General features: G+C 68.5%; 22 protein-coding genes. 12 read left to right on the top strand and 10 right to left on the bottom strand.

Going from position 1 to position 24,334, the window contains the following annotated elements:
• The first annotated feature begins 173 nt into the window (after positions 1 to 173).
• From ACT541_RS12175 to ACT541_RS12210, 8 genes are all read left to right on the top strand, one after another.
• Positions 174 to 1,325, top strand: coding sequence for a transporter substrate-binding domain-containing protein (locus ACT541_RS12175; RefSeq protein ID WP_476137207.1), 1,152 nt, complete (start codon positions 174 to 176; stop codon positions 1,323 to 1,325).
• A 10-nt stretch (positions 1,326 to 1,335) separates the two neighbouring features.
• The gene (locus ACT541_RS12180; protein ID WP_476137209.1) at positions 1,336 to 1,950 is read left to right on the top strand and encodes an ANTAR domain-containing response regulator; all 615 of its coding nucleotides are present in this window, start codon (positions 1,336 to 1,338) and stop codon (positions 1,948 to 1,950) included.
• Positions 1,951 to 2,277: 327 nt separating this feature from the next.
• Positions 2,278 to 3,531, top strand: coding sequence for a transporter substrate-binding domain-containing protein (locus ACT541_RS12185; RefSeq protein ID WP_476137211.1), 1,254 nt, complete (start codon positions 2,278 to 2,280; stop codon positions 3,529 to 3,531).
• 74 nt (positions 3,532 to 3,605) lie between these two features.
• The gene (gene urtB, locus ACT541_RS12190) at positions 3,606 to 4,499 is read left to right on the top strand and encodes an urea ABC transporter permease subunit UrtB (protein ID WP_476137213.1); all 894 of its coding nucleotides are present in this window, start codon (positions 3,606 to 3,608) and stop codon (positions 4,497 to 4,499) included.
• Positions 4,500 to 4,503: 4 nt separating this feature from the next.
• Positions 4,504 to 5,646 carry an urea ABC transporter permease subunit UrtC gene (gene urtC / locus ACT541_RS12195; RefSeq protein ID WP_476137215.1) on the top strand — a complete coding sequence of 381 codons (1,143 nt, stop codon included), beginning with the start codon at positions 4,504 to 4,506 and terminating at the stop codon, positions 5,644 to 5,646.
• Position 5,647: 1 nt separating this feature from the next.
• On the top strand, positions 5,648 to 6,394 hold the full coding sequence (urtD, locus tag ACT541_RS12200) for an urea ABC transporter ATP-binding protein UrtD (RefSeq protein ID WP_476137217.1): 747 nt from the start codon (positions 5,648 to 5,650) through the stop codon (positions 6,392 to 6,394).
• Complete coding sequence (gene urtE, locus ACT541_RS12205) at positions 6,394 to 7,089, top strand: urea ABC transporter ATP-binding subunit UrtE (protein WP_476137219.1); 696 nt, start codon at positions 6,394 to 6,396, stop codon at positions 7,087 to 7,089. Before urtD ends, urtE begins: the two co-directional genes overlap by 1 nt.
• A gap of 28 nt (positions 7,090 to 7,117) precedes the next feature.
• On the top strand, positions 7,118 to 8,860 hold the full coding sequence (locus ACT541_RS12210) for a nitrilase-related carbon-nitrogen hydrolase (RefSeq protein WP_476137221.1): 1,743 nt from the start codon (positions 7,118 to 7,120) through the stop codon (positions 8,858 to 8,860).
• Between the two features lie 70 nt (positions 8,861 to 8,930).
• Here ACT541_RS12210 and ACT541_RS12215 read toward each other — a convergent pair whose 3' ends face one another.
• The 7 genes from ACT541_RS12215 to citC form a co-directional block, all read right to left on the bottom strand.
• The gene (locus ACT541_RS12215; protein WP_476137222.1) at positions 8,931 to 9,512 is read right to left on the bottom strand and encodes an RBBP9/YdeN family alpha/beta hydrolase; all 582 of its coding nucleotides are present in this window, start codon (positions 9,510 to 9,512) and stop codon (positions 8,931 to 8,933) included.
• Between the two features lie 122 nt (positions 9,513 to 9,634).
• Positions 9,635 to 10,546 (bottom strand): triphosphoribosyl-dephospho-CoA synthase CitG, encoded by a 912-nt coding sequence (citG, locus tag ACT541_RS12220; RefSeq protein ID WP_476137224.1) that lies wholly within the window; start codon positions 10,544 to 10,546, stop codon positions 9,635 to 9,637.
• Entirely contained in the window at positions 10,518 to 11,063 is a 546-nt protein-coding gene (citX, locus tag ACT541_RS12225; protein ID WP_476137226.1) for a citrate lyase holo-[acyl-carrier protein] synthase, read from the bottom strand. Before citX ends, citG begins: the two co-directional genes overlap by 29 nt.
• A 4-nt stretch (positions 11,064 to 11,067) precedes the next feature.
• The gene (gene citF / locus ACT541_RS12230; protein ID WP_476137228.1) at positions 11,068 to 12,588 is read right to left on the bottom strand and encodes a citrate lyase subunit alpha; all 1,521 of its coding nucleotides are present in this window, start codon (positions 12,586 to 12,588) and stop codon (positions 11,068 to 11,070) included.
• Positions 12,589 to 12,602: 14 nt separating this feature from the next.
• Complete coding sequence (citE, locus tag ACT541_RS12235) at positions 12,603 to 13,487, bottom strand: citrate (pro-3S)-lyase subunit beta (RefSeq protein WP_476137230.1); 885 nt, start codon at positions 13,485 to 13,487, stop codon at positions 12,603 to 12,605.
• Positions 13,484 to 13,777, bottom strand: coding sequence for a citrate lyase acyl carrier protein (gene citD, locus ACT541_RS12240; protein WP_476137232.1), 294 nt, complete (start codon positions 13,775 to 13,777; stop codon positions 13,484 to 13,486). The genes citE and citD overlap by 4 nt, the downstream gene beginning before the upstream one ends.
• Before the next feature lie 63 nt (positions 13,778 to 13,840).
• Positions 13,841 to 14,890: a [citrate (pro-3S)-lyase] ligase gene (gene citC, locus ACT541_RS12245; protein ID WP_476137233.1), complete on the bottom strand. Its 1,050-nt coding sequence runs from the start codon at positions 14,888 to 14,890 to the stop codon at positions 13,841 to 13,843.
• A gap of 278 nt (positions 14,891 to 15,168) precedes the next feature.
• Between citC and ACT541_RS12250 the strand changes: the two genes are divergently transcribed.
• Together ACT541_RS12250 and ACT541_RS12255 are read left to right on the top strand one after the other, a co-directional pair.
• Positions 15,169 to 16,893, top strand: coding sequence for an ATP-binding protein (locus ACT541_RS12250; RefSeq protein WP_476137234.1), 1,725 nt, complete (start codon positions 15,169 to 15,171; stop codon positions 16,891 to 16,893).
• Between the two features lie 104 nt (positions 16,894 to 16,997).
• Positions 16,998 to 17,846 carry a fumarylacetoacetate hydrolase family protein gene (locus ACT541_RS12255; RefSeq protein ID WP_476137235.1) on the top strand — a complete coding sequence of 283 codons (849 nt, stop codon included), beginning with the start codon at positions 16,998 to 17,000 and terminating at the stop codon, positions 17,844 to 17,846.
• A gap of 57 nt (positions 17,847 to 17,903) precedes the next feature.
• On the opposite strand, the gene ACT541_RS12260 is transcribed toward ACT541_RS12255, so the two are convergent.
• Positions 17,904 to 19,211 (bottom strand): sigma-54-dependent transcriptional regulator, encoded by a 1,308-nt coding sequence (locus ACT541_RS12260; protein WP_476137525.1) that lies wholly within the window; start codon positions 19,209 to 19,211, stop codon positions 17,904 to 17,906.
• A 436-nt stretch (positions 19,212 to 19,647) separates the two neighbouring features.
• Here ACT541_RS12260 and ACT541_RS12265 point away from each other — a divergent pair, with 436 nt between their 5' ends.
• Positions 19,648 to 21,018 (top strand): 2-hydroxycarboxylate transporter family protein, encoded by a 1,371-nt coding sequence (locus ACT541_RS12265; protein ID WP_476137236.1) that lies wholly within the window; start codon positions 19,648 to 19,650, stop codon positions 21,016 to 21,018.
• 94 nt (positions 21,019 to 21,112) lie between these two features.
• Here ACT541_RS12265 and ACT541_RS12270 read toward each other — a convergent pair whose 3' ends face one another.
• Positions 21,113 to 22,066 carry a D-2-hydroxyacid dehydrogenase family protein gene (locus ACT541_RS12270; protein ID WP_476137237.1) on the bottom strand — a complete coding sequence of 318 codons (954 nt, stop codon included), beginning with the start codon at positions 22,064 to 22,066 and terminating at the stop codon, positions 21,113 to 21,115.
• A gap of 273 nt (positions 22,067 to 22,339) precedes the next feature.
• On the opposite strand from ACT541_RS12270, the gene ACT541_RS12275 reads away from it, so the two are divergent.
• Entirely contained in the window at positions 22,340 to 23,257 is a 918-nt protein-coding gene (locus tag ACT541_RS12275; RefSeq protein ID WP_476137238.1) for a Crp/Fnr family transcriptional regulator, read from the top strand.
• 22 nt (positions 23,258 to 23,279) lie between these two features.
• On the opposite strand, the gene ACT541_RS12280 is transcribed toward ACT541_RS12275, so the two are convergent.
• Entirely contained in the window at positions 23,280 to 24,266 is a 987-nt protein-coding gene (locus ACT541_RS12280) for a sugar-binding transcriptional regulator (protein WP_476137239.1), read from the bottom strand.
• Positions 24,267 to 24,334 lie beyond the last annotated feature (68 nt).

A 24,334-nucleotide genomic window follows, 5' to 3' on the forward strand; every position in this document is an offset into this window, starting at 1 on the left:
CGAATCCGCCGCAAATTGCAGCATGCCTTCTTGCCATGCAGACAAGGTGGTTGACGCCGCCGCGCCGTCTGACATGATCGTCACAGGCTGCCCAACGGCGGCCGGTCATGCTCGAACGGCGAGGTTCTCTGTCCCGGAAACGGGTCGAGGACCTTTTTTATTTGGTGGGCTTCATGGGTACAGAGACTTGGCGTGTGGGCGTCCTCTTCTCCAGAACGGGAGTGACCGGGGCGATCGAACGCACGCAGAACGCCGCCACCCTGCTCGCCATCGAGGAGATCAACGCCGCCGGCGGTGTGCTCGGGCGGCCGATCGAGCCGGTCTTCCTCGATCCCGCCTCGACGCCGGCGCTCTATCGCGCGATGACCGAGAGCCTGATCGACGAACACCGCGTCCGCGTCGTCTTCGGCGGCCACATGTCGAGCACGCGCAAGGCGATGCTGCCGGTGGTCGAGGCGCGCGGGGCGCTGATGTTCTATCCGACGCTCTACGAGGGCTTCGAGTATTCCCGCCACTGCATCTACACCGGCGCGGCGCCGAACCAGAATTCGGTGCAGCTGGTCGACTACCTGACCGCCCACCACGGCCGGCGGGTGTTCCTCGTCGGGTCGAACTACGTCTACCCCTACGAGTCGAACCGCATCATCGCCGATCTCTTCGGCCTCGCCGGCGGCCATGCGGTCGACGAGCTCTACGTGCCGCTGGCGCTCGGCGAACAGCACATCGAACGGATCATCGAACGCATCCGCGCGACGGAGCCGGACGTGGTCTATTCCACCATCGTCGGCGCCGGAATCGTGCCCTTCTACACCGCGTTCCACGAGGCCGGCTTCGACGGGCGGGTGCTGCCGATCGCCAGCCAGTCGACCTCGGAGGCCGACGTCGTCGCCATGCGGCCCGAGGTGGCGCGCGGCCACGTCACCGCCGCGCCCTTCTTCGAGAGCCTCGACACGCCGCGCGCCCGCACCTTCGTCGCGGCCTATCACGCCCGCTTCGGCCCCGACCTGCCGGTGACGGCGCCGGCGGAGGCCGCCTATTTCCAGGTTCATCTCTATGCCACGGCGCTCGAGCGGGCGGCGAGCGACCGGCTCGACGATCTCCTGCCGGCGCTGTGGGAGGTCGAACACGACGCGCCGCAGGGCCGCGTCCGCATCGATCGCGACACCAACCACACCCATCTGTGGCCACGTATCGGCCGCGTCGACGACGAGGGCCGCTACCGGATCGTCCACGATGCCGGCGTGCGGGTGGCGCCCGATCCGTTCATGCTGGGAATCCGATCGCAGAACGACGTCGCGGCTTCGCACCGACGTCCGGCGGAGTGAGCGGCAGGCCATGTCCATCGCACTCCTCAAGGACCTCCGAAACCTCAAGGTCATCGTCATCCACCCGCTGGACGACGACGGCGACCGGCTGGTCGAGCACCTCCGCCGCATCGGCTGCATGGCCAATCTGGTGTGGCCGGTGCCGACGCATCTGCCCGACAACTGCGACGTCGTCTTCCTCGCCATGGAGGACGAGGCGCGCGAGGAGATCGGGCGCCTGCTCAAGGCGATGCCCAATCCCGAGCCGACCATTCTCGCCGTCGTCTCCTACGAGAACCCGGCGATGCTGCAGATCGTGCTGGAGAGCGGCGCGCTGTCGGTGATCGAACGGCCGATCAAGCCCTTCGGCCTGCTGACCAACCTCGCCATCGCGCGCAATCTGTGGCTCCAGCGCCAGAAGCTCCAGAAGGAGGCGCGCAAGTACAAGCGCAAGGTCGTCGGCGATCAGAAGATCGCCCGCGCCAAGGCCATCCTCATGGCGGTGCACGATCTTTCCGAGGAACAGGCCTATGCCGAGATGCGCCGCCAGGCGATGGCCCGGCGCCTGCCGATCGACGAGATCGCCAACGCGATCATCAATTCGGAATCCCTCTTGCGTAAGACGCAAAAAGATGCTGTGATTTGATCACGTCGTGAAAAGACGTACTTCTCGCATCCCCTCCACAATCGAGGCCATGTGAGAAGAAGCGACCGTAAACATCCGGTTGCGCTGCGGCAATGGAGCCCGCCGATACCTCGAGAAGAGGATCGTGTGGGCTTTTTTGTTGCCTGTCGACAGGGCCGTCGGCGTCTTTTTCTACAATCCGCTCTCGTCACGACTTGATCGGTCGGCGGCAGAGCCGTGCCGAAGCCGCTGCCGTCCGCCGGGAGGATCCACCGGGACGAGCGGTCACCAACCCGGCGGCGACAACGCCGTCTCCATCGAACCCGAATGCCGAACTGGGGGAATTCCATGGACATGAATCGACGCCAGCTTTTCCGGGCCGCCGCCGCGACCACCGCCGGCCTGACCCTGCCGGGCACCGTCGGCCGCGCCTTCGCCGCCGCCGATCCGATCCGGGTGGGCGCGCTCTATTCGCAGACCGGCAACCTCGCGGTCGCCGAGAAGCTGCTCGCCAACGGCGTGATGATGGCGGTGGCCGAGATCAACGCCGCCGGCGGCGTGCTCGGCCGTCCGGTCGAGGTGGTGGTCGAGGACGGTGCCTCCGATCCCAAGACCTTCGCCGAGAAGGCCTCCAAGCTGATCGTGAAGGACAAGATCTCGACCGTCTTCGGCTGCCACACCTCCGCCAGCCGCAAGGCGGTGCTGCCGATCTTCGAAAAGCGCGGCGCCATGCTGTTCTACCAGACCCACTACGAGGGCTTCGAGTGCTCGCGCAACGTGGTCTACTCGGGCGCGGTGCCGAACCACCAGCTGGCCAACTACATCCCGTGGATCGTCAAGACGCTCGGCAAGAAGAAGTTCTTCATCGTCGGCTCGAACTACATCTACCCGCGCGAGATGGCCAAGGTCTCCAAGAAGCTGATCGAGGCGGCCGGCGCCCAGTGGGTGGCCGACGAATACCTCGAGCTCGGCCACTCCGAATGGGCGGTGATGGTCAAGAAGATCAAGGAATCCGGCGCCGACGTGGTGCTCTCCAACGTGGTCGGCGACTCGATCATCGCCTTCTACCGCGAGTTCAAGAACCAGGGCATCTCGCAGGCCGAGATCCCGATCTGCGCCACGGTGACCTCGGAAATCGAGATCGCCGCCATGGGCGCCGACTACGCCGCCGGCAGCTACACCTCGTTCCCCTACTTCATGTCGCTCGACATGCCCTCCAACAAGAGCTTCGTCGAGCGCTTCCGCAAGTTCGTCAACGACCCCAAGGCGGTGACCTATCACTCGCTGGAGGCGGCCTATTTCCAGGTCTTCCTGTGGAAGCAGGCGGTGGAGAAGTCGAAGGATCTGTCGGTCGACGGCATCCGCGCCGGCATCGGCGGTCAGAGCTACGACGCCCCCGGCGGCAAGGTGACGATCGACGCCGACAACCTGCACTGCTGGCTGACGCCGCGCATCGGCCAGTGGCAGGCCGACGGTCAGAGCAAGGTGGTCGACGCCTATCCGCAGTCGATCAAACCCCTGCCCTACTTCGGCTACGGCGAGACGGAGAGCAATCTCTTCTGCACCGCCAAGGGTCTCGACACCGCCAAGCTCAAGCTCTGAGCCCCGCGTCCCGGCCCCTTCCTCCTCCTCCGGGAGGGGCCGGGATCCCTCGCTCCGAACCTCGGTCGCCCGTCATGCTGGACGTTCTCTTCATCGGTCTGAGCCTCGGCTCGATCCTGCTCCTGGTGGCGCTCGGCCTCGCCATCACCTACGGCGCCATGGGGGTCATCAACATGGCCCACGGCGAGATGGTGATGGTCGGCGCCTATGTCGCCGTGCTCTCGGGCCTCTGGCTGAAGGCTAGCTTCTGGCTCGCCCTGCCGCTCGCCTTCGTCGTCACGGCGGCGCTCGGCCTCGTGGTCGAACGGCTGGTGGTGCGACGACTCTACGGCCGGCTGTTCGACACGCTGCTCGCCACCTGGGGCGTCGCGCTGCTGATCCAGCAGTCGATCCGCCTCGAGTTCGGCCTGACCTTCCTCGGCATCCACGTCGACGGGCTCGGCACCGGCCTGCAGAACGTCGCCGTTCCCGCCGCCCTCCAGGGCGCGGTGTCGATCGGCGGCACCGAGATCAACGCCTATCGCGCCTTCATCGTGGTGGTGACGGCCGCCCTCACCGTGCTGACCTGGTTCGTGCTCTACCGCACGCCCGTCGGCATGAAGGTGCGCGCCATCATCCGCAATCCGCAGATGGCGGCGGCGTGCGGCATCGACGTGAAGCGGGTCAACGCGCTCACCTTCGCCTTCGGCTCCGGCCTCGCCGGGGTCGCGGGGGTGATGATGTCGGGCTTCAAGGGCGTCTCGCCCGACCTCGGCTCCACCATGGTGGTCGACGGCTTCATGGTCGTCGTCACCGGCGGCATCGGTTCGCTGATGGGCACGTTGATGGCCGCGGGCCTGCTCGGCGAGACCAACGCGCTGGTGGCGATCGCCACCAACGACATCATCGCCCGCGCCGTCGTCTTCGCCGCCGTCATCCTGATCATCGTGATGAAGCCCGAAGGGCTCTTCTCCTTCAAGAGGCGCTGACGTCATGACCTTCGATCGCAAGCTGACCTTCTGCGCCTACGCGCTCTTCGTGGTCGCGATCTTCGCCGCGCCGGCGTTCTTCGACGAATTCGGCCTGAACCGCATCGCCAAGTTCCTGGTCTACGGCATGCTCGGGGCGGCGGTGGCGCTGTCCTGGGGCTATGCCGGCATCCTCAACCTCGGCCAGGGCCTGTTCTTCGGTCTCGGCGCCTACATGCTCGCCATGTCGCTGAAGCTCGCCAGCCCGACCAGCGTCCAGTCGGGGTCGGCTCGCCCGCTGCCCGACTTCATGCTGTGGAACGCCGAACCGGGCGCGGCGGTCGACCTGTGCTGCATCAACAAGGGATCGTTCCTCTGGATCCCCTTCCAGTGGCAGGGCTTCGGCCTCGTCATGGGCGTCGTGCTGCCGGCGCTGGTGGCGCTGCTGCTCGGGCTCGTCGTCTTCCGCAAGCGCGTCGAGGGGCCCTTCGTCTCGATCATCACGCTGGCGCTGGTGCTGCTCGTCCGCCTGGTGCTGGTCGACGCCCAGCCGCTGACCGGCGGCTTCAACGGCCTGACCGATCTCGCCACGCTGTCGCTCTTCGGCTTCGAGTTCGACCCCTACGGCAAGGGCACCTACTGGCTGGTGGCGTCGCTGCTGACGCTGACGCTGGTGGCGACGCGCGTCCTGATCGAGACCCGCGCCGGCCTGATCCTCCAGGCGGCGCGCGACGACCAGCGCCGCGCCCGCTACCTCGGCTTCGACGTGCCGCTCTACCAGACGTTCTTCTTCGTCGTGGCGGCGGCGATCTCCGGCGTCGCCGGCATGCTCTACGTGCTCGTCGCCGAATTCGCCTCGCCGACCTTCATGGACCTCTCCTTCTCGGTGACGATGGTCGTCTGGGCCGCGGTCGGCGGGCGGGCCTCGCTGCTCGGGGCCTGCATCGGCGCCATCGCCATCAATATGATGGAGGCCGGCATGTCGGAGACCGAGGCGCTGGTCGGCGCCTGGAAGGCGATCATCGGCCTCGTCTTCGTCGTCGTGGTGATCTTCCTGCCGCGCGGCCTCGGCGGCCTCGTCCACGATCTCGCCGGCCGCTTCGCCGCCCGCCGCCCGGCGGACCGCGACGTCGCCTCCCCGGCCCTGACCGAAGCGAAGGAGGCGTGACATGACCGTCGCTCTCACCATCGACGGGCTCGGCGTCTCCTTCGGCGGCTTCAAGGCGGTCGACGGCGTCAGCCTCACCATCGACGACGGCGAGCTGCGCGTGCTGCTCGGCGCCAACGGAGCCGGCAAGACGACGCTGATGGACCTGATCAGTGGTCGGACGCGCTCCACCGCCGGACGGATCTGGGTCTACGACACCGAGATCACCAACTGGCCGGAGCATCTGATCGCCCGCGCCGGCATCGGCCGCAAGTTCCAGATCCCTTCCGTCTTCCGCGACCTGACCGTTCGGCAGAACCTGCAGGTGGCGAGCTGCGAGAAGCTCGGCGTGCTGGCCAATCTCGGCCTCGGCTTCTCGGCGCGCGAGCGGGAGAAGGTCGACGCGGCGCTGGAACTGATCGGCCTCGCCGATCAGGCCGGCACCACGGCGGCCTATCTCAGCCACGGCCAGACCCAGTGGCTCGAGCTCGGCATGCTGGTCGTTCAGGACCCCGAGGTGATCCTGCTCGACGAGCCGACCGCCGGCATGACCCAGGCGGAGACGATGAAGACCGCCGAGATCATCAACAACATGAAGGGCCGGCACACGATGGTCGTGGTCGAGCACGACATGGGCTTCGTGCGCGAGATCGCCGAGCGCATCACCGTGCTCCACCTCGGCCGCGTGCTGGCGGAGGGCGCGATCGCCGACATCGAGCGCAATCCGCTGGTCCGCGAGGCCTATCTCGGTTCGAAGGGGTTCGCGTGATGCTGCAGCTCACCGACATCGACAGCTTCTACGGCCGCAGCCACGTGCTGCACGGCCTCTCGCTCGACGTCGCCGAGGGCGAGGTGACGAGCATCGTCGGCCGCAACGGCACCGGCAAGACGACGCTGCTCAAGACCATCATGGCGCTGACCGACGGCGCGCGCGGCCGCATCGTCTTCGACGGCGTCGACCTCGCCGACGAACCGACGCATCGGCGCGCCGCCGCCGGCATCGCCTACGTGCCGCAGGGGCGCGAGATCATCCCGGACTTCACCATCCGGGAGAACATCCTGATGGGCTGCTTCGCCCGCCGCGACGGGAAACGCGCCATCCCCGAGCTGGTGCCGGAGCTCTTCCCCTATCTGATGGCCAATCTCGACCGACCCGGCGGGGTGCTCTCCGGCGGCCAGCAACAGCAGCTGGCGATCGCCCGCGCACTCGCCGCCGATCCGAAGATCCTGCTGCTCGACGAGCCCAACGAGGGCATCCAGCCCTCCATCGTCGAGGAGATCGAGAAGATCATCGTCCGGCTCAACCGCGAGATCGGCATGACGGTCGTCCTGGTCGAACAGAACATCGGCTTCGTCCGCGCCGCCTCCCACCGTTTCGCCATGCTCGAGAAGGGCCGCGTCGTCGCCTCCGGCCCGATCGACGCCCTCACCGACACCCTCGTCCACCAGCACATGGCCGTCTGACGGCCTCGTTCCTCCCGAGGATTGCACCATGACCACCACCACGACCTACAAGGCCGCGACCGTCCAGTTCGAACCGACGATGTACGAGAAGGAGCGCAACATCACCCGCCTCCTCGCGCTGTGCGAGGAAGCGGCGAAGGCCGGCGCCCGCCTGATCGTCACGCCCGAGATGGGGACGACCGGCTACTGCTGGTACGACCGCGCCGAGGTCGCGCCCTTCGTCGAGACCGTGCCGGGCGTCACCACCGACCGCTTCCTGGCACTGTGCGAGACGTACGGCTGCCACATCGTCCTCGGCATGCCGGAGGTCGATGGCGGAACCGACCTCTACTACAACACCGCCGTGCTGATCGGTCCGAAGGGCGTGATCGGCAAGCACCGCAAGTCGCATCCCTACATCGCCGAGCCGAAGTGGGCGGCGAACGGCGACGTCGCCCATCAGGTGTTCGACACCGAGATCGGCCGCATCGGCATGCTGGTCTGCATGGACCTGCACTTCTTCGAGACCGCCCGGCTCGAGGCGGTGGCCGGCGCCGACGTGATCTGCCACATCTCCAACTGGCTGCAGGAACGCACCCCGGCGCCCTACTGGATCACCCGCGCCTTCGAGAACTCGTGCTGGGTGATCGAATCCAACCGCTGGGGCCTCGAGCGCACCGTGCAGTTCTCCGGCGGCAGCTGCGTCATCGCTCCCGACGGCTCGATCGCCACGTCGATCGACGCCGGCGACGGCATCGCCTATGCCACCATCGATCTCGAGCGGGCGCGGGCCCGCGAGGTGCTGGGCGAGAAGGTCTTCGCCAAGCGCCGGCCCGAGCTCTATGCCGAGATGATGACCAACAGCTTCACCTGGAACCCGGGCGACTATTTCCGCCTCTACGGCCGTCGGCCGATCCCGAAGGGGGCGAAGTCGAAGCTGGCGGTCGTCCAGTTCGCCCCCGCCGACGACGCCGCCGCCAATCTGGTGGCGATCGAGGCGAAGGCACGCGCGCTCGTCGCCGCCGACAAGCCCGACATGATCGTCTTCCCCGAGCTGTCTCTGACCGGCCTCGGCGATCCGGCCGCCCGCGCGGAGGCCATCGACGGCCCGACGGTCGCCGCCTTCACCCGTCTCGCGATGAAGCTGCGCACCTATCTCGTCGCCGGCCTCGCCGAGCGCGACGGCGGCAAGGTCTACGACACCGCGGTGCTGGCGGGTCCCGAGGGTCGCGTCGGTCACTATCGCAAGACCCATCTTTCGGAAGCGGACGAGGCCTGGGCGACGCCGGGCGACGAATGGAAGGTCTTCGACCTCGCCATGGGTCGGGTCGGTCTGGCGATCGGTCACGACGCGCTCTATCCCGAGGCGATCCGGGCGCTGGCGCTGCACGGCTGCGACATCGTCGCCTGCCCGGCGGCGATCGCCGGCACCTTCACCGGGGCGCATGCGGGCACGGCGATCCCGCACAATCACCCGATCCCGACCGGCGCCGATCCCTGGCACTGGCATGCCTTCCGCATGCGCGGCGGCGAGAACAACGTCTATCTCGCCTTCGCCAACGTGCTCGATCCGGCGCGCGGCATGGCGGGTGCCAGCGCCGTCTTCGGCCCCGACAGTTTCGCCTTCCCGCGGCGCGAGACGGCGATCCTCGATGCCGAGGAGGCGGCGGCGGCGACCGTCGACACGACCAACCTCGACACGCCCTACCCGACCAACATCGTGCGGCGGAAGGATCTCGTGGTGATGCGTCTGCCGCACCACTACCTGCCGCTGGTCGTCTCGCATCAGTGATCGCGCGACGCGACGACGGAGCCCGCCGCCTCCGCGGCGGGCTTTCGTACGCGTGGGGAGGTTCCGACGTTCAGGCCGCCGCGACCAGTCCGGCGGCGAAGTCGGCTATCAGCCGAAGGCCGTAGGGCCATGTTCCGAAACCGGATTCGGCGTTGACATGGCCGGCCTCGCCGAGGTCGACGAGACGGCTGCCCCAGACACCGGCCCAGTGTTCGGCGCGGGCGAAGCGCATCACCGGATCGTTGTGCGAGGCCATCACCAGGCTCGGGACGCCGAGGTTCACGCAGGGCACGCGGTCCTCGGCCTCGAAACGGGTCGGCTCGGCCGGGGCGACCAGCACCACGCCGGCGACCGGCACGACGCGATCGGCGGCGACGCAGGCGGAAGCGAGCGCGCCGAGCGAATGGCCGATCAGCACCGGCGGACGGCGGCCGTCGCGGACATGGCGGGCGATCGCGGCGATCCACAGTTCGATGTCGGGGTCGTCCCAACGGCGCTGGACGATGCGCGAGAAGGTCGGCACCTCGGCCTGCCACAGGCTCTGCCAGTGCTCGGGGCCGCTGTCCTTGAAGCCGGGGACCAGGACCAGGTCGAGGCGGTTCGCCAGAGCCTCGAGCTCCGCCTTCACCGGTTGCTGTACCGTCAGCCCCATCGCCTCGTCCCTTCGGATCTTCCGACACGCGCCATAGCAGTTTTTCGCGATCCAGTCCTCGAGCGAAAGGAGGAAGACGGGCGCGGAGCCACGCAAGACGGCCACGCGGGCGGCGCCGGGCGTCATCCCAGGCAGTGCAGCGTCCACGTCATGGCGAGCAGGTCGGCCGACCCGCCCGGCGAGAGATTGCGCGCGATGAAGGCGTCGTCGAGCGCCTCGAGCCGGGCGACGAAGTCGGGCAGGTTCGGCCCGCCGGCATCGAGCAGCGCCCGCGCCTCGGCCTTGGCCCAGGTCAGACCCTCCATGCCGCCGCGCGCGGCGAGATTGGTGTCGTCGTTGTGGGCGAGGAGATGGAGGAAGGCGATGCGCAGCGCGTCGTCGAGGCCGCGACCGGCGGCGAGCGCGCGCTCGAAGACCGGCAGCGAGCGCCGCCGGACGGTGGCGAAGCCCGATGCCGCCTCGCCGCGCGCGCCGGTGAGGCCGTGGGCGCGGAAGAGGCGTTCGCCGGCGGTGCGCGGCTCGCCCGGGCGGATCAGTTCGCGGGCGACGATGCCGTCGCAGATCGCCGCGACCTCCGCCGTGACGCGGTCGCGCGACAGCCGGCGGGTGGTCGCCAGGACGCGACCGGCGGCGCCGAGCAGCAGGCCGAAGGCGAAGATCGAGCCCTTGTGGGTGTTGACGTCGCGGGTGGCGGCGAACATCACGCGTTCGCAGTCGAGGCCGACCGGCCGCAGCGCCTCGTGCACCTCGCGGGCCGGAAGCGAAGCGGTCTCGACGCCGACGGCGAAGAAGCCGGGGAGCTTCGGCCGCAGCGCCGCCGCCGAGGCGAGGAAGGTCTCGACGTCCATGTCGCGGTGCGAACCGGTGTTGCGGGTGTCGACGAGGCCGGGTTTCGGGGTGGCCAGCACCTCGACCACCAGCGCGTCGGCGACGAGATTGCCGAGGGCACGGCCCATGCGTTCGACCCGCGCCGGATCGAGCGGCGGCAGCGGCGGCGGCACCCGTTCAGGGGCGGAGGGCGAGACGAGACGCATCGATCTTCTCCTCGATCTTCACGAGGAGTTCCTCGGTGGAATGGGCGCGCGAGCGGGCGCAGGCATGGGCGGGTTCGCCGCAGACGAGGCAGCGGCGCGGCGGGTGGCCGAGGTCGCGGCGGGAAAGGCCGCCTGCGACCGGATCGATCACGTCGAGGTCCCAGAGCCGGCCGAGCGGGTGTTCGTCCTCGAGGGCGACGGTCTCGCGCTTGAGGGTGCTCGCGTCGAGGTCGACCGAGACCAGCGCCTCGGGGCCGGCCGGACCGTTGCCGAGGTGGGCGATCTCGGCGGCGACGTTCAGGCGGCCGAGGCGCTCGGCGAGGGCGTCGAGGGCGACGTCGCGAAGCAAGCGCGCGGCGCGGTTGTCCTTGACCGGACCGGGCATGACGACGGTCAGGGAGACGACCGGCCGCCGACGCGTCGGGAAGAGCTCGAGACGGCGCGCCACCCGCGCTTCGCGGGCGGCGAGCACCGTTTCGAGATCGACCGTCGGGCCGGCGAAGAGATCGTCTCCCATGACCTCATGCCTTCGGTTGGCGGACGACGTCGATGACCGAGCCGTCGCGGTAGCGCACGATGCCGACGACCTTGTCGAGGAACTCGATCGGCCGTGGCGTGCCGACCAGTTCGGTCGCCCGGGCGTGGAGCGCCTCGATGGTGGTGACCGGCAGACCGGCGGCCCTGAGCCGCTCGGCGACGTCGGGACGGTTCGGGTTGACGGCGATGCCGTGGTCGGTGACCAGCACGCCGACGGTCTCGCCCGGCGTCACCACGGTGGTGCACTTCTCGACCACCGTCGGGATGCGCGAGCGGATCAGCGGGCCGACGACGATCGGCAGGGCCGCACCCGCCGCGGTGTCGGAATGGCCGCCCGAGGCGCCGCGCATGACGCCGTCGGAGCCGGTGATGACGTTGACGTTGAAGTCGAGGTCGATCTCCAGCGCCGACAGGATCACCATGTCGACCCGGTCGACCGAGGCGCCCTTGGCGGTGAGGTTGGCATACTGGTTGGTCGAGATCTCCAGATGCTCGGGGTTGCGCCCGAGCGAGGCGGCCGCGACGGCGTCGAAGCTCTGGGTGTCGAGGATACGGCCGACGAGGCCCTTCTCGTGCAGATCGACGATCGAACCGGTGATGCCACCGAGCGCGAAGCCGGCCTTGATGCCCTTGCGCCTCATCTTCTGCTCGAGGAAGCGGGCCGTCGCGGTGGCCGAGCCGCCGGTGCCGGTCTGCATCGAGAAGCCGTCCTCGAAGAAGCCGGCATGTTCCATCACGTCCGCCGCCCAACGGGCGATCAGCAGTTCGCGCGGGTTGGAGGTGATGCGGGCGGCGCCGACCGAGATCTTCGCCGGGTCGCCGATCTGGTCGACGGGGACGACGAAGTCGACCTGATCCTGACGGATCGAGGCGGGGGCGTTGGGATAGGGAACGATCTCCTCGGCGAGCAGGATCACGGTCTTGGCGCGTGCCGCGTCGACCATGGCGTAGCCGAGCGAGCCGCAGCGCGACTTGCCGGTCACCGCATTGGCGTTGCCGAAGGCATCCGCCGTCGAGACACCGAGGAAGGCGACGTCGATGGCGATCTCGCCGCGGTCCATCAGATTGACGCGGCCGCCGTGCGAGTGGATGTGGATCGGCTCTTCCATCAGGCCGTGGCTGATGGCGTCGGCGAGCTTGCCGCGCATGCCGGAGGTGAAGATCCGCCGGATGACGCCCGCCCTGATGTGCTCGATCAGGGGCGCGTTGCAGGAGAGCAACGACGAGGGGGCGAGCGTCAGGTCGCGGAAGCCCATCTCGGCGAGCTTGGCGACGACCGTGTTGATGGTCTGGTCGCCCTCGCGGAAGGCGTGGTGGAACGAGATGGTCATCCCGTTCTTCAGACCCGAGGCGCGGATCGCGTCCTCGAGGCTCTTCACCAGCTTGCGGCCGTGCTTCTCCTCGCGGGAGGCGAGATGGGGGGCACGCGCGGTGACGCCGGCGAAGGGTTCGAGACCGGTCGGCAGGGTGAAGCCGGCGAGACGGTCTTCGATGGTGTTGGTCATGGCTCGGTCCTCGCTCACTGCCGGACGCCGGAGGCTTCGGCGCGTTGCAGGACGACGCGCGCGTGCTGGATGACGGGGGCGTCGATCATCTTGCCGTTGAGGGAGACGACGCCGAGGCCCTGGCGTTCGCCTGCGGCGGCAGCCGCGACGACGCGCTGGGCGTAGTCGACCTCTTCCTGGGTGGGGGCGTAGGCGTTGTGCAGCAGGTCGATCTGGCGCGGGTTGATCAGCGACTTGCCGTTGAAGCCCATGCGCTTGATCAGATCGACTTCCTTCAGGAAGCCCTCGTCGTCGTTGACGTCGGACCACACCACGTCGAAGGCGTCGATCTTGGCGTAGCGCGCCGCATGCAGCACGGCGCAACGGGCGTAGAACAGCTCGGTGCCGTCGCCGCGTTCGGTCTGCATGTCCATGACGTAGTCGAAGCCGGCGAGCGCGATGCCGATCAACCGCTTCGAGGCCGTGGCGATGGCGACGGCGTTGATCACGCCGGAGGCGCTCTCGATCGCCGCCATCAGCTTCGTCGAGCCGACCTCGCGACCGCACTCGCGCTCGATGCGCTCGACATGGGCCTCGAGTTCGTGGACGTCCTCGGCCGTGTCGGTCTTGGGCAGGCGGACGACGTCGACGCCGGCGCGCACGACCGCTTCGAGGTCCTTCAGGCCGTAGGGCGTCGACAGCGGGTTGATGCGGACGACGGTCTCCATCGTCCGGTAGACCGGAAGGCGCAGCGCATGGAAGACCAGCATCCGCGCGGCGTCCTTCTCGCGGAGCGACACGGCGTCCTCGAGATCGAACATGATGGAATCGGGCTTGTAGACGAAGGCCGTCGACAGCATCGCGGCGTTGGCGCCCGGCAGGAACAGCATGGAGCGGCGTAGTTTCATGCCAGGGTTCATGACAGCGCACTCCAGTCGGGGGTCCATTCGTCGACGGCGCGCGACACCGCGGTCTGGACCCGGGCGGCGACGACGCAGTCGAGCGCGCCCTTGTCCTCGATGACGACGAGGGCTTCCGTGATGCCGAGGCGGGCGAGGCAGTCGCGCGCCACCTTCTCGATGTGCGGGCCGAACTGGTGGATCACCTCCGACTGGAGCACGAGCTCGAGCCCGTCCTCCTTCGGTGCGATCCGGACCAGGAGGTCGCTCGACTCGAGCGTCCCGGCCAGGGCCTCCTTGACGATCTTCATGGGGTTCTTCCTCTCTGTGGCATCGCGTCCCGCGGGATCCCGTCGTCGCGAACGAGCACGGGCTCAGGCGGCGGAAACGCGCGGGGGGCGATACCGGGTTTGAAGCAGTTGCAGGGTGGTCGGCGGCACCAGGCCGGCGATCCGCTCGAAATCGTCGTCGGCCAGCAGCCGGCGCACCTCGGAGGCCGAGATCGGCACCGAGCCGTGCTCGGTGCGGGCGATCTCCACCACCTGGATCGAGGCCTCCGCCGACAGATCGGCCTGGAGCCAGTACTTCATGTCGGCGTTGTACTTGTTGGTCGTCCGGCAGAACGGTTCGGTGCCGACGAAGCGATGGGTGATGCCCAGCGCCGGGGCGATCCACTCACGGAAGACCAGCAGGTCGACGGCGGTGAAACAGTCGCCGACGACGTTCTTTTCCTTGAAGAAGTAGCTGGAGAAGGTCGCCCGCGAGATCATGTATTCCGACCCCGGATGCAGCACGACGCGCGGGATGCCGGCGATGCCGGCCTTCACCAGTTCGAAGCGCTCGGCATAGGGAAAGAAGGACGCGTCCTCGGCGACGACGAAGAGATGCAGCACGTCGCAGCGCGCCGCCGCCTGCTCGACCAGATAGCGATGGCCGAGGGTGAAGGGATTGGCGTTGACGACGATCGAGCCGATCACCTCGCCGGGCGCGCGCAGCTTCTTCAGCCCGTCGCGATAGGCGCGGATGCCGATCGGGGTGTTCTCCATCAGCGTCACGAGGCCGGGGACCTCGACGATCGGATAGAAGCCGCAGCCGGCGAAGAAGGCGATGTTGTGGGGGCGGGTATAGAGGAAGAGATGGTCGTGGCCGAGATCGTGGGCGGCGTGGATCACCTCCGACACGACCTTCAAGGCGATGCTCTCGCCGCGCGCCAGCGGATCGGTCGCCACGCATTTCACGACGTTGGCGTCGATCCCGGCGCAGGCGACCAGCCGGCCGCGATGGCGGCAGGTCACGAAGGTCTCGACCCCTTCCTCCAGCGACAGGCCGCACGTCGCCAGCAGCGCCGCGATCTCGTCGCGTGCCCGGGGGAAGATCCCGAGATCGATCGTGTCGAAGAGCAGCTCTTCGCAATCCTCGCCCATCACCGGCGGCTTTCCGTTGGTACCCGTCGCGCGCCGACACCGCCGGCGCACCCCGTGGGCAGCAACCGGCGTGCCAAACAACGGCGAACCGGAAAGACCGAGTGTTTCTCGGGCCCTGGACGTCTACGCTAAGTAGTAGCGCGCAAGATGAATGTCCGGATTTCCGGAAACCGCGCAAAAACCTCGTCCGGACTTCCGGATATGGCGGTTTCTTGCCTTCTCCCATGCATGGTAGTATTTGCTGTCATGTCATATCGACGCGACGGGAAGGCTTCAGCATGCTGTTTTCGGCGATTTCTATTCGGGCTCGCCTCATTCTGACGATGACCGTCAGCGTGCTGCTGCTGATGACCATGGGCGCCTTCTTCTTCTTCGCGCTGACGCGGGTCGATCGCGCCGCCGCCGAGCTCAACGCGCGCTGGCTGCCGTCGGTTCGTCTCCTCGCCGAGACCAAGTACAAGATGGAGAGCCACCGGCTGCGCTTCGTGCGCGCCGTCTTCACACCCGATACGGCCGAGCGGGCGGCGATCCTGGCGGCGGCGGAGGATCGCCGCGGCGAGATCGACCGGTCGCTTTCCGCCTACGACGGCTTCCTGCGCGACGACGACGAGCGGGCGCGTTTCGCCACGGTGCGCCAGCGCTGGGCCGACTATCTCGCCGAGGAACGGGCCATCGCCGTCGGGCTGCCGACGCTCTCGGCGGCGGAAGCGTCGCGGCTGGTCAACGATCGCTCGCGCTTCGTCTTCGACGCGGTCAACGACGCGGTCAACGGCGTCATCGCCCATATCGGCGCCAACGCCGAGAAGGCTTCGGCGGAAGCGGTGGCGACCTTCGACCGCGCCATCCGGGTCAGCCTGACGATCTTCGCCTGCGCCCTCCTCCTCCTCGGCGTCTTCGTCGTTCTCGTCATCCGCTCGGTGTCGCGGCCGATCGACCGCATCACCGCCACCATGCTGCGGCTCGCCGAGGGCGACCGGGCGGTGTCGCTCGAGGGCATGCACGGGCGCAACGAGATCGGCCGCATGGCGGCGGCGGTCGAGGTGTTCCGCGGTCACCTGATCGAACGCGACGCGGCGCGCGCCGAACTCGAGCGCTCCTTCGAGATCCTCGAGGACATGGTGGAGGAGCGCTCGTCCGAGCTGAAACAGGCCAACGAGACGCTGAAGACCGAGGTCGAGGAACGCATCCAGGCGAACCGTCAGCTCGAATCCATGCATCAGGAGCTGATCCGCACCGAGAACCTCGCGGTGATCGGCCAGCTCTCCGCCGGCATCGCCCACGAACTCAACCAGCCGCTGGCAGCGCTCGCCACCCTGTCGCAGAACGCCGCCCGCTTCCTCGATCTCGGCGACGAGGCGACGGTGCGCGGCAATCTCGACCGCATCGTCCGGCTGGTCGACCGCATGGGCATTCTGACCAGCCGCCTGCGCTCCTTCGCCCGCCGCACCGGGGCGGAGCGCGAGACGGTCGATCTCGGGCGCTCGGTCGAGAACGCCCTCGCCCTGCTCGGTCACCGCCACGACCGCGAGCCGATGAAGATCGAGACCCGCCCCTCGCCGACGCCGGTGCTGGTCAATGCCAACGCGGTGCGGATCGAGCAGATCCTGGTGAACCTGATCTCCAACGCCTTCGACGCCACCCGCTCGACCGAGGACGCCACCACCGTCATCGCCTGGCACGAGGCGGACGGGAAGGCGATCCTGACGGTGTCGGACAACGGGCCGGGCTTCCCGCCCGACATCCTGACCCGGATCTTCGAGCCGTTCTTCTCGACCAAGAACAAGAGCGGCGGCGGGCTCGGCCTCGGCCTCGCCATCTCCGCCGACATCGCCCGCATCTACGGCGGCGCGCTGACCGCCGCCGACGGCGAGGGGGGCGGCGCCGTCTTCACCCTGACGCTGCCCGCGGAGAGCGAAGAGGCGACCGGAAATCCGGAAGCCGCGGCCCCGGCTTTTCCGGAAACCGAGACCGCCGACACGGCACCGAGCGCACCGAAGCCTTGAAACGCCCCGCTTTCGGCCGGTTCCGCCGGTTGGCACGCTCGATGCGATGAGACCCCCGACAGATCGAGCGCGGACCGCGCTCGCAAGCCGGGAGTCCGTGGGACATGAAGATCGTCAGTTTCCTCGTCGCCGATCGCAAGAGCTGGGGCCTCGTCGTGCCGCGCGGCATCGTCGATCTCGGCCGTCGCCTCGGCACCACCTATCCGGACGTCCGCGCGATGCTCGCCGGTGACGGCATCGCCCGCGTCGCGGCCTTCCTCCATGCCCAGATCGACTACCACGCCGAGGAGGTGGTCTTCCTGCCGCCGATCGAACGGCCGGAGAAGATCTTCTGCGTCGGCATGAACTACGCCGAGAAGCGCGCCGAGTTCGCCGAGACCAACCCGGCGCCGACGCTCTTCGTCCGCTTCCCCTATTCGCAGACCGGCCACGGCTGCCCGGTGCTGAAGCCGGCGATGACCCGTGAGTTCGACTACGAGGGCGAGCTCGCCGTCGTCATCGGCAAGGCCGGCTTCCGCATCCCGGCCGAAGAGGCCTATGCCCATGTCGCCGGCTACAGCTGCTACATGGACGGCTCGGTGCGCGACTGGCAGCACACCTGGTTCACCGCCGGCAAGAACTGGCGCGAGACCGGCGCCTTCGGCCCCTGGCTCGTCACCGCCGACGAGATCCCCGATCCGCACGCGTTAAAGATCGGCACCTGGCTGAACGGCCGTCAGGTCCAGGACGACAACACCGGCAACATGATCCACCGGATCCCGGATCTGATCGCCTACATCTCGACCTTCTCGCCGCTCGAGCCCGGCGACGTCATCATCACCGGTTCGCCCGGCGGCGTCGGCAAGAAGCGCAATCCGCCGCTGTTCATGAAGGACGGCGACGAGATCGAGGTCGAGATCGAGGGCATCGGCCGCCTGCGCAACACCATCGCCCAGGAAGCCATCGCCGCCTGAGGCCCCGAGAACGGCGGGCGGGCGGCGATGCCGTCCCACCCGTCGCTCGGCCCCCGATCACGCGTCGCCGTCGAGGCCGAACTTGCGGATCTTGTCGAAGAGCGTCGACTTGGGGATCGCCAGTTGCTTGGCGGCGCGCAGCGCGTTGCCGTTCTGGCGGCGCAGCTCCTCGGCGATCAGCGACTTCTCGAAGGCCTCGACCGCCTGCGACAGCGGCAGCGCGCGGCCGTCGGCGCCGTCGTTGCCGCGAATGCCGAGGACGTGGCGTTCGGCGACGTTGCGCAGCTCGCGCACGTTGCCCGGCCAGGGCCGCGCCATCAGGTCCTGCATGATCGCGTCCTTGACCTCGGCCGGCTCGCGCCCGAGCCGCAGGCCCGCCTGCTCGACGAAGTGCTCGAAGAGCAGCGGCACGTCCTCGCGGCGGGCGCGCAGCGGCGGCAGTTCGAGCTCGACCACGGCGAGGCGGAAGTAGAGATCGCCGCGGAAGCGCCCGGCCTCGCTCTCGGCGGAAAGGTCCGACTTGGTGGCGGCGATGACGCGGAAGTCGACCGGGATCTGCTGGTTCGAGCCGAGCCGCTCGACCACGCGCTCCTGCAGCACGCGCAGGAACTTGATCTGCATGGCGATCGGCATCGACTCGATCTCGTCGAGGAAGAGCGTGCCGTGGGTGGCGTGCTCGACCTTGCCGATGCGCTTCTTGATGGCGCCGGAGAAGGCGCCGGCCTCGTGGCCGAAGATCTCGCTCTCGAACAGCGTTTCCGGCAGACCGCCGCAGTTCAGCGCGACGAAGGGGCCGCGCCGGCCCGAGGCGTCGTGGATGCAGCGGGCGATCAGTTCCTTGCCGGTGCCGGTCTCGCCGAGGATCAGCACGTCGGCCGCCGTCGGGGCGATCTCGGAAATCGTCTGGCGCAGCCGCTGGATCGCCTGACTGCGGCCGATGATCCGGTTTTCCAGACTGCCGAGCGCCGACAGCCGCTTCTTGAGGTTCTTCACCTCGGCGGCGAGCGCCGTCTTCTCCAGCGCGCGGCAGACGACCTCGACCAGGTGCTGCGAGGTGAAGGGCTTCTCGATGAAGTCGTAGGCGCCGTCACGCATCGCCTGGACGGCGGTGGCGACGTCGGCGTGGCCGGTCACCAGGATCACAGGCAGATCGGGCTCGGCGATCGCCATCTCGCGCATGAAGGAGAGACCGTCCTGTCCGGGAAGCCGGATGTCGCAGACGATCACGCCGGAGAAGCCCGGCCCGAGCGAGCGCCGCGCCTTCTCCACGGAATCGACGCCGAGGGTGGGAATGCCCTCGAGCATCAGCGCCTGGACGCAGCCCAGGCGCACGTCGGCGTCGTCCTCGATCAGTATCACCCGCATTTCGGACACGTCGCATCTCCCGCTGGCCACGTCGCCCGAGCGATCGCCGGGAACGAGGCGGCGGAGCCTATCGTATCGGGCGAGACGATCCAAGCTCCCGTCGTACGGATACGGATGAAAGACGAAAATTCGTCTTGGAAGCGGTCGGTTTTCTCAGTCGAACGACATGTTTCCGGATTTCCGGACATGTATAGGCGGTTTTTTCCGGAATTTCCGGTCTTTCGCACCCGACCGCGACGGCGGGCGCGACGGTGATCCCAATCATTTCAAGGCGATGGCACTCGCGACCGGCTCTGGCACGGCGGTTGCGGAAGAGATGCCGACCTCGGGACCTCCGCCGGCTCGCATCACGCGACGAAACGGCGGCGGCCCACCGAGTGGCTTTCGCGCGCCGCGGACCGACCGCCGGCGCCGGAACAAGACCGCAGGGGGAACAATGTCCGTACAAGCCGAATATTCCGCACCCACGATCGAGACCCGCAACCTCTGGCCGGGTCTGTGGTGGAAACTCCTCGACACCCGCATCGGCATCGTGCCGCTGCCGATCTACGCGCTGCTGATCGGCATCATCGGCGTGATGCTCCACACCAACGGCGCGCCGGGCCACGGTGCCGCGACCGCCGGCAAGCTGTCGTCCGACATTCTCGTCTCGATCGCCATCCTGGCGGTCGGCGGCTTCACCTGCGGCGAGATCGGCAAGCGTCTGCCGATCCTGAAGAACCTCGGCGCCTCGGCAGTGCTGGCGACCTTCCTGCCGTCCTATCTGGTCTATGCGCACATGATCCCGGAACCGGTGATCGCCTCGACCAAGGAATTCTACAAGACGTCGAACTTCCTCTATCTCTACATCGCCTGCATCATCGTCGGCTCGGTGCTCGGCATGGATCGTCAGGCGCTGATCCGCGGTGCGATGAAGATCTTCGTGCCGCTGCTGTCGGGCGTCATCGTGGCGGCCGCCTTCGGCACCGCGCTCGGCACGCTGCTCGGCCTCGGCACCCATCACACGTTCTTCTACATCATCGTCCCGATGATGGGCGGCGGCGTCGGCGAAGGCGTGATCCCGATCTCGATCGGCTATGCGCTGCTCACCCACGGCGACCAGGGCACCATTCTCGCCGAGATCATGCCGATGGTGATGATGGGCTCCTTCACCTGCATCATCCTGGGCGGCGTGCTCAACTGGTACGGCAACCGCAACCCCCACCTGACCGGAAACGGCCGCCTGACCGACGACGGCGACGATCTCGGCGCCACGACCAAGACCACCGAGAGCATCGTCGATCCGGCCACCATCGGCGCCGCCGGCGTCACCGCGGTCGCCTTCTATCTGGTCGGCGTCCTCGCCCAGCGCACCTGGGACTTCCCGGCGCCGCTCGCCATGCTGTTCCTCGCCTTCGGTCTCAAGGCGATCAACGCGATCTCGCCGAAGCTGCAGGAAGGCGGCAAGGTGGTGCAGAAGTTCTTCGCCACCTCGGTCACCTATCCGCTGCTGTTCTCGGTCGGCGTGTCGATCACGCCGTGGGAGAAGCTGGTCGGCGCCTTCACCTTCCTCAACATCGTGGTGATCGTCTCGACCGTCATGGTGCTGATCACCACCGGCTTCCTCGTCGCCAAGCGGCTGAAGATGCACCCGATCGACGCCGCCGTCGTCTGCTCGTGCTCGGCGGCCCAGGGCGGCACCGGCGACGTCGCCATCCTGACCTCCGCCAACCGGCTGACGCTCCTGCCCTTCTGCTCGATCGCCACCCGTCTCGGCGGCGCCTGCATGGTGACCTTCGCCCTGACCATGATGCGGCTGATCGGCTGACCCTCGATCATCCCACGTCGGCACGTCCGACCATCGCCTCGGCTGTCCCCTCGCGGGGGCAGCCGAACGCGTTTCGGGGGGCGTTTTCAGCCGTTCAGGCCGGATTGAGCAGACGGACGGGTGCGCCCTTCGCCCAGGCCTCGATCGCCTCCAGGGCCTGACCGTAGGCGATACGCCAGCTCTCCTCGGTGACGTAGCCGAGGTGCGGCGTCAGCACCGTTCGCGGCCAGCGCAGGATCGGATCGGCGGCGGCGAGCGGCTCGACGTCGAAGACGTCGAGGCCGGCTCCGGCGATGGCGCCGGCTTCGAGCGCGGCGCCGAGCGCTTCCATGTCGACGAGGCCGGCGCGCGAAGTGTTGACCAGGAAGGCGGTCTTCTTCATCGCGGCGATCGCGGCGGCATCGACGATGCCGCGGGTGCGATCGGACAGGACCAGATGGACGCTGACGACGTCGGCGGTGGCGAAGAGCTCGCCCTTCTCGACCCGACGGACACCGGCGGCGGCGGCCTTCTCGTCGGTCAGGTTGGCGCTCCAGGCGACGACCTCCATGCCGAAGGCCAGGCCGATCCGCGCCATCTGGGCGCCGAGCTTGCCGAGACCGACCACGCCGAGCCGCTTGCCGGCGAGCACCGTGCCGAGCGCCGTCTGCCACACACCACGGCGCAGCGCCGCGTCCTGCTCGCCGATGCGGCGGGCGAGCGCGATGATCAGGCCCCAGGCGAGTTCGGCGGTCGGCGTCGGCAGCATGTCGGTGCCGCAGACGTCGATGCCGAGCCGGCGCGCCGCGGCCATGTCGATCGCGGCGTTGCGCATGCCGGTGGTGACGAGGAGGCGCAGGGCCGGCAGTCGCGCCAGCACGTCGGCGCCGAGCGTCGTGCGTTCGCGCATGGCGACGACGACGTCGACGTCGGCGAGGGCCGCGACCAGATCCGCCGTCGAGGCGAAGGGGCGTTCGAAGGCGGTCACCGTGGCGGCGGCGCCGAGCCGATTCCAGTCGGCGGCGCGCGGGGCGGCCGCGAGGTAGTCGTCGAGAAGGGCGATCTTCATGGGGTCTTCGGCCTCGAATGCCCCCGGCCCCGAGGATCGAGGCGGCTCCGGAGGGAGGGGCGGACGGGCAGTCCACACCGGCCGTCGCGACGCTGTCAATCGCGCGGGCGGGACGGGCGCCTTGCCGCAGCGACAGCCGTAGAAGCGCGCATGGCGCTGCAGACCCGTGCTACTATAGTATCATGACAACCGGACATCGCGCGGCGTGCCTCCTCGGCCGCCCGGACGTCGCGCCCCGCACAGCAAAGCCGCTGGTTTCGTTCGAGGATCATCATGAACCGCCCCCTCCTGGTCACGGATCTGCTCGTCAGCGCGGTCTATGCCTTCGAACGGGAAGAGACGCCGGAGAGCCCCACCTGGCGGGCCGACGCGCGTTGGCTGATCGATCAGGACGGCGCCGGCGCCACGTCCTATGCGCTGGGCATCGCCAAGCGCGCCTCGGACGGCGGCGACATCGAGACCGCACGCTACTGGCAGCAGGTCGCGGCCGAGATCGAAGAGATCAAGACGACGCTCCGCGCCCGCCCGGGCGTGCCCCCTGCCCCGCCGGCAGAGACCCGCGCGCCGGTCGTGACCGGCCGCGCCGCGCCGCGCCGTCGCGACGACGGACACCGGCGGCGCCTGGCCAAGGGCGAAATGCTCTTCGGCGAGGGCGATGCCGCGGGTCGCACCTTCGAGATCGTCGCCGGCTCGGTGATTCTGTCGCGATCGCTGCCCGACGGGCGGCGCCAGATCCTCGATCTCGCCGGTCCCGGACGCCTGATCGGCCTCTGCGCCCGCGACGCCCAGGACCACGACGCCGTCGCGGCGGAGTCGGTGGTCGCCGTCGAGCGCGAACAGAGCGTCCTGATGGCCGATCCCGACCGGCGTGAGCGCGTCGTGCGCGTGCTGCTCGACGACACCGCGCGGATGCGCGGTCTCGCCGTGCTTCTCGGCCGCATGACGGCGGCGGAGAAGGTCGCGACCTATCTCCTCGACGCGGTCGAGGAGACCGACGGCAGTTGCGTGCTGCGTCTGACCCGCGGCGAGATCGCGGACCACCTCGGCCTCACCATCGAGACGGTCAGCCGCAACTTCTCGATCATGAAGAAGTCCGGCCTGATCGAGGAGAACCGCGGCATCCTCGTCGTGCGCGACATGGCGGCGATGGAACTGGTCGCCAATCGCGGCACGACCGAGCCGGACACCTGAGACCGGCCGAAAGACCGCCCCGTCAGCCGGAGAGAACCGCCCGAGCGGTCTCCTCGTCGGTCACCAGCACGTTGGCATAGCCGCCGCGCAACATGCCGCGAATCGCGTCGAGCTTCGACAGGCCGCCGCCGACGCAGATGCGGGTCGGCACGGAGAGGAAGTCCTCGACCGGCATGACGACATGGCGATCGTCGAGCTCGGTGCGCACCGCCCGCCCCTCGATGTCGAAGAAATAGCCCGACACGAAGCCGACGGCGCCGAGCGCGCCGTATTCCTGCAGGCTCTGCGCCGTCATGAAACCGCTGTGCTTCAACAGCGTCTCGCCGACGAGATCGGTGACGCCGAAGAGCGTCATCGAGCACGACCGCAACAGGCGGAAGTGCTGGGCGATGATCGGCTCCTCCATCAGCAGCGCCTTCATCCGCGGCGTCGAGACGATGCCGGGGGCATGGAGATTGACGCAGCGGCCACCGAGCTTGAGGGCGATGTTCGAGGTGCAGAGTTCCGGCGAGAAGTCGTAGGTGGCGATCGAGCTGCCGGTCACCTGGGCGATCGTCGTGCTCGGCAGGTTGAGCTGCGCCATCACCTTCGACAGCGCCATCACCGTGCGCCCCCAGGCGACGCCGAGGATGCTGTCGGCGGCGAGGCGCTGTTCGAGCAGCCGAGCGCCGAGCCGCGCCACGCGCTCCACCACGGGGCGGCCGTCGCGCAGGTCGGGGACGACGTAGCATTCGTCGATGCCGGTGGCGGCGCGAATCTCCGTGCCGAGACGGACGAGGTCCATGCGCGCGAGGTCGACCGAGACGGTGACCATGCCCTCGTCGCGCGCGCGCTGCAGCAGGTTGAACACCGAGGCACGCGAAATGCCGAAGCGCGCGGCGATCTCGTCCTGCTTCAGCCCCTCCTCGTAATAGAGCCAGGCCGCCGTCAGAACCGGATCGAGCGCGAACTGCGCCGGCGTCATCGCCTCTTCGAGACCTCGCGGGTCCGTGGCGTTCTTCTTCGACATTCTGGGGCCTCCACGCCCTTCCCTCCTTAACCCGTGTCGCGGCGGCGTGCCAGTGGGTATGTCGCTGA

It is taken from the genome of Pinisolibacter sp. DMC100 (assembly GCF_056313705.1).

Bases quoted from the DNA above. Each gene is read 5' to 3' on its own strand.
- ACT541_RS12175 (WP_476137207.1), top strand. From the start codon at position 174: ATGGGTACAGAGACTTGGCGTGTGGGCGTCCTCTTCTCCAGAACGGGA.
- ACT541_RS12180 (WP_476137209.1), top strand. From the start codon at position 1,336: ATGTCCATCGCACTCCTCAAGGACCTCCGAAACCTCAAGGTCATCGTC.
- ACT541_RS12185 (WP_476137211.1), top strand. From the start codon at position 2,278: ATGGACATGAATCGACGCCAGCTTTTCCGGGCCGCCGCCGCGACCACC.
- urtB (WP_476137213.1), top strand. From the start codon at position 3,606: ATGCTGGACGTTCTCTTCATCGGTCTGAGCCTCGGCTCGATCCTGCTC.
- urtC (WP_476137215.1), top strand. From the start codon at position 4,504: ATGACCTTCGATCGCAAGCTGACCTTCTGCGCCTACGCGCTCTTCGTG.
- urtD (WP_476137217.1), top strand. From the start codon at position 5,648: ATGACCGTCGCTCTCACCATCGACGGGCTCGGCGTCTCCTTCGGCGGC.
- urtE (WP_476137219.1), top strand. From the start codon at position 6,394: ATGCTGCAGCTCACCGACATCGACAGCTTCTACGGCCGCAGCCACGTG.
- ACT541_RS12210 (WP_476137221.1), top strand. From the start codon at position 7,118: ATGACCACCACCACGACCTACAAGGCCGCGACCGTCCAGTTCGAACCG.
- ACT541_RS12215 (WP_476137222.1), bottom strand. From the start codon at position 9,512: ATGGGGCTGACGGTACAGCAACCGGTGAAGGCGGAGCTCGAGGCTCTG.
- citG (WP_476137224.1), bottom strand. From the start codon at position 10,546: ATGCGTCTCGTCTCGCCCTCCGCCCCTGAACGGGTGCCGCCGCCGCTG.
- citX (WP_476137226.1), bottom strand. From the start codon at position 11,063: ATGGGAGACGATCTCTTCGCCGGCCCGACGGTCGATCTCGAAACGGTG.
- citF (WP_476137228.1), bottom strand. From the start codon at position 12,588: ATGACCAACACCATCGAAGACCGTCTCGCCGGCTTCACCCTGCCGACC.
- citE (WP_476137230.1), bottom strand. From the start codon at position 13,487: ATGAACCCTGGCATGAAACTACGCCGCTCCATGCTGTTCCTGCCGGGC.
- citD (WP_476137232.1), bottom strand. From the start codon at position 13,777: ATGAAGATCGTCAAGGAGGCCCTGGCCGGGACGCTCGAGTCGAGCGAC.
- citC (WP_476137233.1), bottom strand. From the start codon at position 14,890: ATGGGCGAGGATTGCGAAGAGCTGCTCTTCGACACGATCGATCTCGGG.
- ACT541_RS12250 (WP_476137234.1), top strand. From the start codon at position 15,169: ATGCTGTTTTCGGCGATTTCTATTCGGGCTCGCCTCATTCTGACGATG.
- ACT541_RS12255 (WP_476137235.1), top strand. From the start codon at position 16,998: ATGAAGATCGTCAGTTTCCTCGTCGCCGATCGCAAGAGCTGGGGCCTC.
- ACT541_RS12260 (WP_476137525.1), bottom strand. From the start codon at position 19,211: ATGCGGGTGATACTGATCGAGGACGACGCCGACGTGCGCCTGGGCTGC.
- ACT541_RS12265 (WP_476137236.1), top strand. From the start codon at position 19,648: ATGTCCGTACAAGCCGAATATTCCGCACCCACGATCGAGACCCGCAAC.
- ACT541_RS12270 (WP_476137237.1), bottom strand. From the start codon at position 22,066: ATGAAGATCGCCCTTCTCGACGACTACCTCGCGGCCGCCCCGCGCGCC.
- ACT541_RS12275 (WP_476137238.1), top strand. From the start codon at position 22,340: ATGAACCGCCCCCTCCTGGTCACGGATCTGCTCGTCAGCGCGGTCTAT.
- ACT541_RS12280 (WP_476137239.1), bottom strand. From the start codon at position 24,266: ATGTCGAAGAAGAACGCCACGGACCCGCGAGGTCTCGAAGAGGCGATG.